Raw genomic sequence first — 13860 nt, 5'->3', positions numbered from 1 at the left:
TCATTGCATTAAGACGCGGCAAGCGGTCGTTACGCCGCGTCGTCGATCTCCTCATCCGTCTTGCGCGGCACATAATTCAGCACCGGCCCGAGCCAGCGCTCGACTTCGGAAACCTCCATGCCCTTGCGCTTGGCGTAGTCTTCGACCTGATCGCGCTCCACCTTGGCAACGCCGAAATAATAGGAATCCGGGTGGCCTATATAGAGGCCGGAGACCGACGAGCCGGGCCACATCGCATAGCTCTCCGTCAGCTTCACGCCCGCCGCCTTTTCTGCGTCGAGCAGCTTGAAGAGCGTCGCCTTTTCGGTGTGGTCGGGCTGGGCGGGATAACCGGGCGCCGGGCGGATACCGGCATAGGCTTCAGTGATGAGATCCTCATTGCTGAGTGTCTCGTCCTTGGCATAACCCCAATATTCCCGGCGCACCTGCTCATGCATGCGCTCGGCAAAGGCTTCGGCGAAACGGTCGGCCAGCGCCTTGACCAGGATCGAGGAATAGTCGTCGTTCGACCGCTCGAAGCGTTCGGCGATGGCGATTTCCTCGATGCCAGCCGTCACCACGAAGCCGCCGACATAATCCTGCACGCCGCTTGTGACAGGCGCGACGAAATCGGAGAGCGCCACGTTTGGCCGACCATCCCGCTTCGAAAGCTGCTGGCGCAGCGTGTAGAAAGTGGCAAGCTCCTGGCTGCGGCTCTCGTCGGTAAACAGGCGGATATCGTCGCCGACGGCGCCGGCCGGCCAGAAGCCGATGACGGCGCGCGGGCGGAACCACTTTTCGTCGATGATCTTCTTGAGCATCGCCTGCGCATCGGCCCAGAGCGCACGCGCAGCCTCGCCCTGCTTCTCGTCTTCGAGAATGGCGGGGTAGCGGCCGCGCAGTTCCCAGGTCTGGAAGAACGGCGTCCAGTCAATATATCGGGCAAGCTCGGCCAGATCGTAATCCTCGAACACTTTCGTGCCGAAGAACTCAGGCTTGGTCGGCTGGTAGGCGGACCAATCGACCTTATGCGCATTGTCCCGGGCCCGTGGCAACGGCAGGCGGACCTTCTCGGCCTCGCTGCGCGCATGGGCGGCCGCCACCTTGGCATATTCGGCCCTTGTATCGTCGACATAGCCCTGGCGCGTTTCCGGCGACAGCAGTGCCGAGACGACGCCGACGGCGCGGCTGGCATCGGTGACGTAGACCGCCTGCCCCTTATTGTAGCCGGGGTGGATTTTCACGGCCGTATGCACGCGGCTGGTCGTCGCCCCGCCGATCAGCAGCGGAATTTCGAAGCCCTGACGTTCCATCTCGGCCGCGACATGCACCATCTCGTCGAGCGACGGCGTGATCAGGCCGGAGAGGCCGATGATATCGACCTTTTCGGCAATCGCCGTTTCGAGGATCTTCGTCGCCGGCACCATGACGCCGAGGTCGACGATCTCGTAATTGTTGCAGGCAAGCACGACGCCGACGATGTTCTTGCCGATATCGTGCACATCGCCCTTGACCGTCGCCATCAGGATCTTGCCGGCCGAGCGACGTTCTTCGCCGCCGTTCAGGCGCTTTTCCTCTTCCATGTAGGGCAGCAACACGGCGACCGCCTGCTTCATGACACGCGCCGACTTGACCACCTGCGGCAGGAACATCTTGCCCGAGCCGAACAGATCGCCGACGACATTCATGCCGGCCATCAACGGGCCTTCAATGACATGCAAAGGCCGGGCGGCCTGCTGGCGCGCTTCCTCGGTGTCAGCCTCGATATATTCGGTGATGCCGTTGACCAGCGCATGTTCAAGACGCTTCTCGACGCTCCATTCGCGCCACGACAGATCCTGAACCCGGCCTTCCCTCGCACCGGCGCCACGGAACCGTTCGGCCACTTCAAGCAGCCGCTCGGTGCCGTCGGGACGGCGGTTCAGCACCACATCCTCGCAGGCCTCGCGCAGTTCGGGATCGATATTGTCGTAGACGGCGAGCTGGCCGGCATTGACGATGCCCATGTCCATGCCCGCCTGGATGGCGTGGTAGAGGAACACGGCGTGCATCGCTTCGCGTACCGGCTCGTTGCCGCGGAACGAGAAGGACAGGTTCGAAACGCCGCCGGAGATATGGACGAGCGGCATGCGCTCCCGGATCGTCCGCGTCGCCTCGATGAAATCGACGCCGTAATTATTGTGCTCTTCGATGCCGGTCGCGACCGCGAAGATGTTCGGGTCGAAGATGATGTCCTCTGGCGGGAAACCGATCTTCTCGGTCAGCAACTTATAGGCGCGCGTGCAGATTTCCACCTTGCGCTCATAGCTGTCTGCCTGTCCCGTCTCGTCGAAGGCCATGACGACGACGGCAGCACCATAATTGTGCAGGAGCCGCGCCTGGGCGAGGAAATTTTCCTCGCCTTCCTTCAGCGAGATCGAGTTGACGATCGGCTTGCCTTGGACACGCTTCAGGCCAGATTCGATGATCGAGAATTTCGAACTATCGATCATGACAGGCACGCGGGCGATATCGGGCTCGGCGGCGATCAGGTTGAGGAACTCGACCATCGCCTTTTCGGAATCGATCAGGCCCTCGTCCATGTTGATGTCGATCACCTGGGCGCCGTTCTCGACCTGGTCGCGCGCGACATCGAGTGCCGCCGTGTAATCGGCATTGGTGATCAGCTTGCGGAACTTCGCCGAGCCGGTGACGTTGGTGCGCTCGCCGACATTGACGAAGGGGATGTCCTTGGTCAGCTCGAAAGGTTCGAGACCCGACAGCGACATGAAGGGGCGATGCTCGGGGATCGGACGCGGCTTGTACTTGGCGACGGTCTCGGCGATCGCCTTGATATGTTCAGGCGTCGAGCCGCAGCAGCCGCCGACGATATTGACGAGGCCTTCGCGGGCGAAGCTGTCGATCTGCGCAGCCATCAGTTCCGGCGTTTCGTCGTACTGGCCAAACTCGTTCGGCAGGCCGGCATTCGGATAGGCGCAGATGAAAGTGTCGGCGACACCGGAAAGCTCCTGCAGATGCGGGCGCATCGCATTGGCGCCGAGTGCGCAGTTGAGGCCGATCGTGAAGGGATTGGCGTGGCGCACCGAGTTCCAGAAGGCCGACGGCGTCTGGCCCGACAGCGTGCGGCCGGAAAGGTCGGTGATCGTGCCGGAGATCATCACCGGCAGGCGGATACCCTTGGCCTCGAAACGTTCCTCGCAGGCAAAGATCGCCGCCTTGGCGTTCAGCGTGTCGAAGATCGTTTCGATCAGGATGATGTCGGCGCCGCCGTCGATCAGCCCGTCGATCTGCTCGCCATAGGCGGAACGCAGATCGTCGAAAGTGACGGCGCGGAAGCCGGGATTGTTGACGTCGGGCGAGATCGAGGCGGTGCGGTTGGTCGGCCCGATGGCGCCGGCGACGAAACGGCGGCGGCCATCCTCGCGCTCGGCGCGCTGGGCGGCCCGGCGCACAATCTCGGCACCTTCCTTGTTGAGGTCGTAGACCGCGCCTTCCATCTCGTAATCGGCCTGCGCGATGCGCGTCGAGGAGAAGGTGTTGGTCTCCAAGATATCGGCGCCGGCCTTGGCGTAGCGGTAATGGATCTCTTCGATCGCATCCGGCTGGGTCAGGATCAGAAGGTCGTTATTGCCCTTCTGGTGACAGGCGCAGCCGATGAAACGGGTTCCGCGGAACTGGTCTTCGTCATAACCGAGCCCCTGGATCTGCGTGCCCATGGCGCCGTCGAGGACAAGGATGCGCTCGCTCGCGGCCTTTCTCAAAGCTGCGAAAACTTCATTGCCGTCACGTTTGCCCGTTTCCGGACCAAAGAGGGTATCAAACACGGGAGGGCTCCTAGACGTCGTAAGACCAGTCTTCCAGATCACATAAAGATATCTTTATGTCAATAAATGCCTATCGATTTCGTGCTTCGCAAGTCTTCAGCGATGACAGGCTCGCCCGACCTCTATATAGGCGTTTGCGACGCCTGTGCACGAAATCGGAGGAACATCATGGCACCCGCAACCGGCAGCCCCGTGCTTGGAAACTGGACAAGCCGTGCCTATCATCGCGGCTGGCTGCTTGCCCAGGCAAACGGCCTCTTCGATTTCTTCCAACATAATTCTCGCAATCCCAAGGGCGGCTTCTACGACCTCGACAATGTCGGCCAACCTCTCGATGCCGAGGGCCAGGTTCGCAGCATCCATATCGCGGCGCGCGCCGTGCATTGTTTCTCGATCGGCACGCTGCTCGGCCGTCCGGGTGCTAGCGATCTCGTCGACCATGGCATGGACTACCTTTGGAACCACCATCGCGACCGGAAAAACGGCGGCTATTTCTGGTCGCTTAACAATGACGGTCCTGTCGACACCAACAAACAGGGTTATGGCCACGCCTTTGTGCTGCTCGCCGCCTCATCCGCCAAGACGATCGGCCACCCACTCGCCGACGGCATGCTCGACGATATCACCGAGATCCTGAACACCAGGTTCTGGGAAGCGCGGCACGGCGCCATCGCCGAGGAATTCACCGCCGACTGGCAGCCGCTCGACGGCGGCGCCTATCGCGGCCAGAACTCCAACATGCATCTGACCGAAGCGCTGATGGCCGCTTTTGAGGCCACCGGCGACCGGGAGTACCTGACCAAAGCCGAAAGCATCGCCGATCTCGTCATCCGCCGGCTGGCCGGTTCCGTCGACTGGCGCGTCGCCGAGCATTTCGACGCCGAATGGAAGCTCGACAAGACCTACTATCATCCGAACGAAATGTTCCGCCCGGCCGGCACGACGCCCGGCCACTGGCTGGAATGGGCCCGCCTGATCCTGCAGCTCTGGGCGCTCGGCGGCAAACGCATCGAATGGATGCCGGACGCGGCGAAGGCGCTCTTTGCGCAATCCATGGCGCTCGGCTGGGACAATGACAAGGGCGGCTTTTTCTATACGCTCGACTGGGACGACAAGCCCGCCAAGCGCAACAAGCTCTGGTGGCCGGCTTGCGAAGGTGCGGCTGCCGCCCATTTCCTCAACGAACACCTGCCGAGCGATTTCCACGAGGAGAGCTACCGCAAGATCTGGAACGTGATCGAACGCGCCTTCATCGACCACAAGAACGGCGGCTGGCACGAGGAACTGACGGAGGATCTCGTTCCCTCGCATTCGCTCTTCCCCGGCAAGGGCGACATTTACCATGCTTTGCAGGCCTGCCTCATCCCACTCTTCCCCGCAACCGGCAGCCTGACGAAGGGCATCGCCGAGGCCGGCGGCAAGCTCTGAGGTCAGTGGTTCGACGCCCGCCGGCGCAGCAACGGCCCGCTCAGAGCGGCGCGGCGAGCCGCAGCGTATCCAGATCCTTGGCAAGCATCAGCGCCAGCGCCTCGACCGCGAGATTGTGGTCGTCGCGCTGCGGCAGGCCGGAGACGGTGACCGCGCCGATGCAGCCGGTGCCCTTGACGTTGATCGGAAAACTGCCGCCATGCGGCGCATAGTCGGCGCCATCGAGCCCGTTATCCTCGACCGTCTTGCCGTCTTTCGCGAGCTTCAGGCCGGAGGCATAGCTGCTGCGGAAATAGCGCAGCACCATGTTACGCTTGCGCCGGACCCAATTGACGTTATCGGGCGTCACGCCCGGCAAGGCGGCATAGAAGACCGGCATCGCATGCAGGGTCACATCGATCGCGATGCCGAGGCCGCGCTCGGTGGCGAGTTCCTGCAGGAGCTTACCGAGCTGCCATGCCGTCGTCAGATCGAAGGCGTCGAAGCTCAGCGCCTTCTCCTGCTCGGCGATCCGGCTGAGATCCTGTTCGATTGTCATGGCTAAGCACTCCTCTGCCGTGATGATCCGCTGGACCATTCTTGCCGGGAGCAAAAAAGTAAAGCAAAAACTTGGGGCTACCCCATGACTCAGAGCTTCGGCGTCAGCATCTCGAAACGATCGCGGATGGTGGCGCAGGTGTCGCCACCGAGCCGCGCAATGGCATCGACCGCAGCCGGATCGACATGTAGCCGCTCCGGATCGACGACGCCGTCGCGGTAATGGGCATAGACGATCTCACCCAGGATAATCTGCCGCGAGCGGCCAAGCTCCAGCGTCACATGCCGCCGGCATTCGAAGGCAGCCGGTGCCTCGGCGATGAAGGGCGAAGCGACTTTCTCGCCCGGCACCGCCGTCAATCCGGCCTCCTTCAGCTCGTCGACGCCGCGCGGATACTTGCTGCCGCAGACATGCATTGCCTCGGCGATGGCGAAGGAGACGATGTTGACGGTGAAGACCTCGGTCATACGGATATTGTGACCGGTATCCTTGAACGACATGTCGGCATTGTTTTCGACGCCGATCGCCAGGATCGGCGGATCGGCCGACAGGCAATTGAAGAAGCTGAAGGGCGCCGCGTTGATCCGGCCATGCTCGTCGACCGTCGTCACCAGCGCGATCGGCCGCGGGATGATCGTGCCGATCATAAGCTTATAGCGTTCGCGCTCGCCGAGCTTTTTGAAATCGAAGGAAACCGCCATGAGGCTCAGCCGATTTTCAGCGCCGGCGAGAAGGCGCTTAACGCGCCCACAAAAGGTTTCGGCAGCGGCGAGGCATAGGAGCCGCGCTTGCTGGTGGAAAGCCCGAGCGAGACCAGCGCCTCGGCCTGCTTGACGGCGGCGGCCACACCGTCGACGACGGGCACGCCATAGATCGCCTGCAATTGCCTCGCCAGATCCGTCATGCCGGCGCAGCCGAGCACGATCGCCTCGGCGCCGTCGGCAAGCGCCCGCTCAATCTCGGCTCTCAGCTTGCCGATCGCATCCGAGGCAGCGTTCTCCAGCTCCAGCACCGGAATATCGGAGGCGCGCACTTTGGCCCGGTCGCCCATGCCGTAGCGGCGCACAAGATTGTCGATCAGCACCCGCGACCGCTCCAGCGTCGTCACCACGGTGAAGCGCTGCGCCAGGAAGCCGGCGGTCACGACGGCGGATTCGCAAAGACCGAGAATCGGCACATCGGCGAAACTCCGCGCCGCTTCGAGCCCGGTGTCGTCGAAGCAGGCGATGACCGCCGCGTCGTAGCCCGCCTGCCGCTCCTTCAGTTCGTGCATCAGTCCGGGGATGGCCAGCGCCCCGTCATAATGGCCCTCGATCGAAACGGGCCCCATGCTGGATGTCGCGGCAATGATCTCCGTGCCGGATGCCGCCACCGCGCGGGCGGCGGCCGCGGCCTTCTCGGTCATGGAGGCGGTGGTATTCGGATTGATGATGAGAATGCGCATGTCAGCTAATCTTTGCCTGCCGCCGGCTGAGCATGGTCATGATGCCGAGCGCGATGAGAATGATGGTGAAGGAAAACAGCGTCGTCACCGTGCCGAGCGCATAGAGCACCGGCGTCGTGACGTTGGTCGTCATGCCGTAGATTTCCAGCGGCAAGGTATTGTAGCTGCCCGAGGTCATCAAGGTGCGGGCGAATTCGTCATAGGAGAGCGTGAAGCCGAACAGGCCGACGCCGATCAGGCTCGGCGCGATCATCGGCAGAACGACGTGGCGGAACGTCTGCCAGGAGGTAGCGCCAAGGTCGCGCGCCGCCTCTTCATAAGCAGGCGAGAAACGGTTGAAGACGGCAAACATGATCAATACGCCGAACGGCAGCGTCCAGGTCAGATGCGCGCCGAAGGCCGAGGAATACCAGGCGGGCTTCAACCCTCCCTCCTGAAAGACGACACCGATGCCGAGCGAAATGATGATCGACGGCACGACGAGGCTGGCAACGGTAGCGTAGAACAGCGCCGTCGAACCGCGGAAACGGCGGCGGAAGGCAAGGCCGGCAAGCAGCGAGACAACGACGGTCACCGCCATTACCATCAGCCCGAGGGTGAAGGAGCGGCGGAACGAGGCGCCGAAATCGCCGACCGCCTGCTTCTCGAACAGGTTGAAGAACCAGTGCGTGGAAACGCCGTTCATCGGGAAGGTCAGGCCGCCGTCCGGCCCCTGGAAGGAAAGGATCAGGATCGCCGAAAGCGGGCCGTAGAGGAACAGCACGAAGACCGCGAAGAAAATCGCCAGCAGATAGAATTCCAGGCCGCGTTTCTCGTGGCTCATCTCAAAGCTCCTTGCGGATATCGACGACGCGCAGGATCGCCGCGACCATTAGCAACACGACAGCGAGCAGCACCACGGCATTGGCGGCAGCCGCCGGATATTGCAGCAACGACATCTGGTTCTTCATCATCAGCGCCACCGAGGCGCTCTGGCCGCCGGACATCACCTGCACCGTCGAAAAATCGGCCATGACTAGGGTGACGACGAAGATCGTGCCGATCGCCATGCCGGGCTTGGCCAGCGGAATGACGACGTTCCAAAGCACCTGCCAGCCCGACGCGCCTGCGTCGCGCGCCGCCTCGAACAGCGACCGGTCGATGCGCATCAGCGTGTTGAAGATCGGCGTCACCATGAACAGCGTGTAGAGATGCACCATGGCGAGTACGACGGCGAAATCGGAATACAGCAGCCATTCGATCGGCTGCGGGATGATACCCATCTTGATTAGCGACGAATTGACGAGACCATTGCGCCCGAGCACCGGGATCCACGAGATCATGCGGATGATGTTCGATGTCATGAACGGCACGGTGCAGACGAGAAAGAGGATCATCTGCGTCGAGGTCTTGCGGATGTGGAAGGCCAGGAAATAGGCGACCCAGAAACCGATGACGAGCGTCAATAACCAGACGATGGCGGTGAACTTCAGCGTGTTGAGATAGGTCTTCCACGTCACCCATGAACCGAGCGTATCGGTGTAGTTCATGGTGAGAAAATCGGGATAGAGACCGGCGAAATCGTAATCCCAGAAGCTGACAATGCCGATCATCGCAATCGGCAGCAGGAAGAAGAAGCCGAGAATGACGAACAGCGGCGTCGCCTGGAGATAGGAGATCGCCGAGGGGGAAAGGCGCAGGGCGCGGCTGCGCGTCGGCTGCGAAGCCGGATCCGTCTGCTCTGAAGCGATGGTCGCCATCCCTTGCCCTTTCATTCGTCGAAGTGATGAAAGGAGGGCTCACAAAAGACCCCTCCCCAACCCTCCCCACAAGGGGGAGGGAGCTTTGTGCCGCACTGCCTCACCTGACCCCCTCCGCCTTGTGGGGAGGGTTGGGGAGGGGAAAACGGCAAACGCCGACTTGGCTTTAAGCCGCGATGAACTCGTTCCAGCGGCGGACCATGTAGCGGTCTTCGTCCATGACCGAGTTCCAGCAGGCGACGGCACCCATCCGGGCTTCGAAGGAGCCGCCGTCGCGAACCGCACCGGCCTTCTCCATGACCTTGCCTTCAGGAGACAGGATGTCGCCGGTCGCTGCCTTGCCTTCGATCCAGTAGCCCCATTCGTCGGCCGACATGAATTCCTTGGCGGTGTCCATGCAGGCGGAATAGTAGCCCTGGCGGTTGAGGTAGCCGCCGACCCAGCCTGATGTGTACCAGTTGATATATTCATAAGCCGCATCGAGCTCGGCGCCCTTGAGATGCGAGGCGAGGCCCAGACCGCCGCCCCAGGCGCGATAACCTTCCTTCAGCGGCTGGAAGGTGCAGGCGATGCCCTTGGAGCGGACGGCGGCCACAGCCGGCGACCACATCGACTGGATGACGACTTCGCCCGAGGCCATCAGGTTGACGCTCTCATCGAACGACTTCCAGAAGGCGCGGAACTGGCCGTCGCCCTTGGTCTTGATTAGGAACTCGATCGTCTTGTCGATCTCTTCCTTCGTCATGTTGCCCTTGTCGGCATATTTGATCTTGCCGGCGGCTTCCATGATCATCGCCGCATCCATGATGCCGATAGACGGAATGTTGAGGATCGCCGTCTTGCCCTTGAAGGCCGGATCGAGAATATCGGCCCAGCTGGTGATCGGACGGCCGGTGAGATCGGGGCGGATGCCGAGCGTATCGGCATTGTAGATGGTGGGAACCATCGTCATCCACTGCGTCGGCTCCTTGGCGAACTTCTTGGAACCCTGCGCCTCGACGAAGCCGACCGTGTGCGGCGCCGTCCCCTGGGCAATCACACTGTCTGCCTTCAGCTTGCCGTTGATGAACAGCGGCACGATCTTGTCGTAATATTTGAGCTTCTTGACGTCCATCGGCTGCAGAACGCCGGTTGGAAACACCTTCTTGGCGATCCAGTATTCGATGTCGGCAATGTCGTAGCTGTCGGGCTGGGTGACGGCGCGCTGGGCAGCGGCGTCGGAATCGGTCGCCGTCATCTCCAGCGTGATGCCGAGATCGGCTTTGCACTTCTCGGCGATGGCATTGATGTTGGAAACGCCGGTGCCGAACTGGCGAAGCGTGATGTTGGTCTTCGCCCAGATGGTGGGAAAACCGGTGATGGCGCCGGAGCCGGCAATGGCGCCGACGGCAGCGGCACCCGTCTTCAGAAGCGTGCGGCGGGAAAGACCCTTCTCCGCCTTGGTCGATGTCATTTCAGTCGTCATGTCAGTTCCCCTTTTCTTGATATGGAAGGTACATGGTTATTGATGGTGATGGCTTATGCAGAAGGTCGGCCGAGCAGCACGGCATCGTCGAGCGCCCAGCTGAGCGCGACGGTATCGCCGACCGAGACCGGCCGGTCGAAATAATCGCCGTCGTCTGATATGACGGTGAAGTCGTCGCTGCCGGCGCCGAGAACGGTGATCTTCACCGAAGAGCCGCGATATTCGATATTGGAGACGATGCCGTTGAAGCCGAGCGTCCATTCGGTTGCCACCTTCAGCAGCACGCGATCGGTGCGGATGCCGATATCGATAGCCTCGCCGACCTCCCTGCGCTCGCCCCGTACGGAAAAGCTCTGCCCCTCCGGCACGGTCATGACGAGCACGCCGTTCTCGCTCGATGTTACCTGGCCGGAAAGCACGTTGTGATCGCCCATAAAACGCGCGACGAAGGCGGTTGCCGGCTTCTCGAAGACCTCGCGCGGGGCGGCCGCCTGCTCGATCCGGCCGTCATTCATGATCACCATGATATCGGCGAGCGCCATCGCCTCTTCCTGGCTGTGGGTGACATGCACGAAAGTGATGCCGAGCGACTTCTGCAGTTTCTTGAGTTCGGCGCGCATGCGGATCTTCAGGAACGGATCGAGCGCCGACAGTGGTTCGTCGAGCAACAGCGCCTCCGGATCGGTGATGAGCGCGCGCGCCAGCGCCACGCGCTGCTGCTGGCCGCCGGAAAGCTGGGCCGGGCGCCTATTGGCATAGGGCTCCATCTGCATCAGCCTCAGCATTTCGAGCGCCTTGGTTCGCCGCTCCGCCTTGTCGACGCCCTTCATCTTCAGGCTGAAGGCGACATTGTCGATAAGGTCGAGATGCGGGAACAGCGCATAGGACTGGAACATCATCGCCGTGCCGCGCTTGGCCGGCGGAAAATCGGTGACGACTATTCTGCCGAGCCGGATATCGCCCGACGAAATGCTCTCATGGCCGGCAATCATGCGCAGCGTCGAGGTCTTGCCGCAGCCGGACGGGCCGAGGAAGCAGCAATAGGAGCCGGCCGGAATCTTCAGGCTGATCGCATCGACCGCGGTCGTCGCCCCATAAACCTTCGAAACGGATACTATATCGATCTCTGCCGCTTTCGACATCATGCCTTCCCCTGTTTGGGAAAAGGCGATGCACATGCCGTGCCAATTCGCTGACAACTTCTCAACGTGTTGATAATCAGCGGCTTTATCTGCCACACATCCGGGAAAGGTAATTTATGAGCAGAAATGCGTCTGCACAGGATTTAGGCTATCGTCTGCAATTTATGCAGATGATCGTATACAATACGTCCCAAGCTTCGAGCACAAATTCCGTTTAACTTTTGCGAGGAAGCCGGATATGGTTTGCCGATCATCAGGAAATCGATTTTCATGAAATCCGCTGCCAAGGCCACGCAGGCCGAAGACTCCGCTGAAACCAGCACACAACTGATCCGCGATTCCATTCGCGTAGCAATCGTCGAGCGCAGACTTTCGCCCGGCACAAAGCTATCGGAAAACGATGTCGGCAATCTCTTTAATGTCAGCCGCACGCTTGCCCGCGCGGCGCTACAAGCACTATCCTATGAAGGCCTCGTCAGCGTCGCGAAGAACCGCGGCGCCTTCGTCGCCTATCCCTCGCCCGATGAGGCTCGCCAGATCTTTGCCGCCCGCCGCCTAGTCGAGCCTGGCATATTGCGCGAAGCGGCGGCGCGGATCACCCCCGATGACATCAGCCAGCTGAAACAGCTTCTGCTGGAGGAAGGCCGCCTGATGAGCGAGCGTGGCCAGACGGCACGCCGCGCCGAGATCAAGGCATCCGGCGATTTCCATCTGCGGCTGGCGGAAATCTCCGGCAACGCGATCATGCAGCGCTTCATGGAAGAGCTCGTTGCCCGCTCATCGCTGGTGATTGCGCTTTATGGCCAGTCGACCGTATCGAGCTGCGGCCATTCCGAACATGGCGACATCATTGCGGCGATCGAAGGCGACGAACTGGACCGCGCCTGCCGGCTGATGCTGCATCACATCGCCCATATCGAGGCCGATCTCGACCTGCGCGAACGCAAGAGTCTCGGCCTCAAGGAAGCCTTCGAGCTTTAGCAATACCCTTTAGAGCAGTTCAGGTTTTCGTAGAAGCGCAGAATCGCTCTAACCTTTTGTATTTGCACAATTCCCGGCAAAAGCGCTTCGCGCTTTGCCTGGGAAAACCGCTTCGCACTTTTCCTGGAGTTACTCCAGACAATCGGCATGCGGAGACGCCGGACACACAGCTTCGCCACGCCCCGTCGCGTTACGCGCAGGCCCAATCCCTACCAAGGCGTCTGCTTCGGCAGCATCTCGAAGGCCGCAAAGATATCCTCCGCGGTCCTTGGCTCGCTGGAGCGCAGTTTGACCGTCCCGTCGCGCCCGATCAGGATCAGCCCGAACTCGCCGGACGGCGGCCCCTGCAGCCGCTCCCTGACATCGTCGGCATCGAGTTCGGAGCCGTCGTCAAGCAGCGAGAAAGCGCCGCCGCCGGCGATGATGAAGACCTCGACGTCTTCCTCGATGAGACGCATATGCGCGTTGCGCAGCCATTCGTCCTGGATGACGGCCCGGTCGTCCTGGGCGTCGGCAAAGATGATCAGCACCCGCTTCCTGTCGCGAAACTGCTCGAGCGACTGCGGAAGTTCCGGCTCACGCCGAGGCGTGCCGATGATTTCATGAACGATAGATTTCAGCATGGTGCTCATTCCTCACCCGCACTGGCGGCGGGCATGCCGGTAAACGGCTGGCAATGAGCGAGGTTCCGCCAAGGAGCGGAAAAGGATCGCAGCCCTGGCCGCGATCCTCATCCTGTCAGTCGCGGCTCTGATCTTCGGCCGCGTGGGCCGAAACGGCGACGAGATCGACCGTGCCATTGGCAAGGAGGCGCTTGCGCACCAGCACGCGCATGACGCGCGCCGCCGTCGAGAAAGTCATCTGGTCGAGTGGGCCTTCGCCCTCCCACGGCTTGGTCAGCCGCTCGGTGACGGCGCCGACGATGTTCATCGGCACGATGTCGGTGCATTCGCGCATAGCCTCGAAAACGAAACCGATGGGGATGACTCGTCCTTCGTATGTTACGATCGGTTCGGTCAATTCGCTGTCCCATTCCTCGAAGGCGTAGAGCGCTTCACGAAACAGCTGCTGGAGGGTAAACGGCGCGTGGCCGTCATGAAGTGGCGGCAGGGCATTCATCATGTCTGTCTCCTCTTGATGGGTTGAGGCCAAAGTCCTCCGGTATCGGTCGCGCCAACGCGGGGAATGGAAGGTTTTGCTGCCCCTGCGAACCGAATAACACTATTGATTCTATAGACTAACGCGCTGGGGTAAAGCCCAATTATGCGCCATTCCGGAAGCCAATTCCATAACGCACTGATTTTCTTGCGCGTTTTAGAC

Annotated in this window: 12 protein-coding genes; 2 read left to right on the top strand and 10 right to left on the bottom strand. The window is 61.4% G+C overall.

The features are described from left to right. Positions 1-29 precede the first annotated feature (29 nt). Entirely contained in the window at positions 30-3803 is a 3774-nt protein-coding gene (gene metH / locus FFM81_RS06630) for a methionine synthase (protein ID WP_138385693.1), read from the bottom strand. A gap of 168 nt (positions 3804-3971) precedes the next feature. Between metH and FFM81_RS06625 the strand changes: the two genes are divergently transcribed. After that, positions 3972-5231, top strand: coding sequence for an AGE family epimerase/isomerase (locus FFM81_RS06625; protein WP_097534061.1), 1260 nt, complete (start codon positions 3972-3974; stop codon positions 5229-5231). A gap of 40 nt (positions 5232-5271) precedes the next feature. On the opposite strand, the gene FFM81_RS06620 is transcribed toward FFM81_RS06625, so the two are convergent. The 7 genes from FFM81_RS06620 to FFM81_RS06590 all read right to left on the bottom strand — a co-directional run bounded on the left by FFM81_RS06620 (position 5272) and on the right by FFM81_RS06590 (position 11559). Next, positions 5272-5769 carry a heme-degrading domain-containing protein gene (locus FFM81_RS06620; RefSeq protein WP_003565164.1) on the bottom strand — a complete coding sequence of 166 codons (498 nt, stop codon included), beginning with the start codon at positions 5767-5769 and terminating at the stop codon, positions 5272-5274. An 89-nt stretch (positions 5770-5858) separates the two neighbouring features. Continuing rightward, positions 5859-6470: a flavin reductase family protein gene (locus FFM81_RS06615; RefSeq protein WP_003565165.1), complete on the bottom strand. Its 612-nt coding sequence runs from the start codon at positions 6468-6470 to the stop codon at positions 5859-5861. A gap of 5 nt (positions 6471-6475) precedes the next feature. After that, positions 6476-7213, bottom strand: a complete 738-nt coding sequence (locus tag FFM81_RS06610) for an aspartate/glutamate racemase family protein (protein ID WP_138385692.1) — start codon at positions 7211-7213, stop codon at positions 6476-6478. A gap of 1 nt (position 7214) precedes the next feature. Further along, complete coding sequence (locus FFM81_RS06605) at positions 7215-8036, bottom strand: ABC transporter permease (RefSeq protein WP_003565169.1); 822 nt, start codon at positions 8034-8036, stop codon at positions 7215-7217. 1 nt (position 8037) lies between these two features. Further along, positions 8038-8952, bottom strand: a complete 915-nt coding sequence (locus FFM81_RS06600; RefSeq protein WP_003565170.1) for an ABC transporter permease — start codon at positions 8950-8952, stop codon at positions 8038-8040. A 166-nt stretch (positions 8953-9118) separates the two neighbouring features. Further along, entirely contained in the window at positions 9119-10417 is a 1299-nt protein-coding gene (locus FFM81_RS06595; RefSeq protein WP_003565172.1) for an ABC transporter substrate-binding protein, read from the bottom strand. A gap of 53 nt (positions 10418-10470) precedes the next feature. Beyond that, entirely contained in the window at positions 10471-11559 is a 1089-nt protein-coding gene (locus tag FFM81_RS06590; RefSeq protein WP_025416674.1) for an ABC transporter ATP-binding protein, read from the bottom strand. Between the two features lie 270 nt (positions 11560-11829). Here FFM81_RS06590 and FFM81_RS06585 point away from each other — a divergent pair, with 270 nt between their 5' ends. Further along, positions 11830-12540, top strand: coding sequence for a GntR family transcriptional regulator (locus tag FFM81_RS06585; RefSeq protein WP_025416675.1), 711 nt, complete (start codon positions 11830-11832; stop codon positions 12538-12540). Between the two features lie 209 nt (positions 12541-12749). Here FFM81_RS06585 and FFM81_RS06580 read toward each other — a convergent pair whose 3' ends face one another. Together FFM81_RS06580 and FFM81_RS06575 are read right to left on the bottom strand one after the other, a co-directional pair. After that, positions 12750-13163 carry a DUF4174 domain-containing protein gene (locus FFM81_RS06580; protein ID WP_025416676.1) on the bottom strand — a complete coding sequence of 138 codons (414 nt, stop codon included), beginning with the start codon at positions 13161-13163 and terminating at the stop codon, positions 12750-12752. Between the two features lie 115 nt (positions 13164-13278). Further along, positions 13279-13662, bottom strand: coding sequence for a BRA0787 family protein (locus FFM81_RS06575; protein ID WP_003565180.1), 384 nt, complete (start codon positions 13660-13662; stop codon positions 13279-13281). Positions 13663-13860 lie beyond the last annotated feature (198 nt).

This window comes from Rhizobium hidalgonense (assembly GCF_005862185.2).
GTDB lineage: Bacteria > Pseudomonadota > Alphaproteobacteria > Rhizobiales > Rhizobiaceae > Rhizobium > Rhizobium hidalgonense.
Note: the sequence above shows the minus strand (reverse complement) of the source record. Positions and strands in the feature narration are given on the sequence as shown.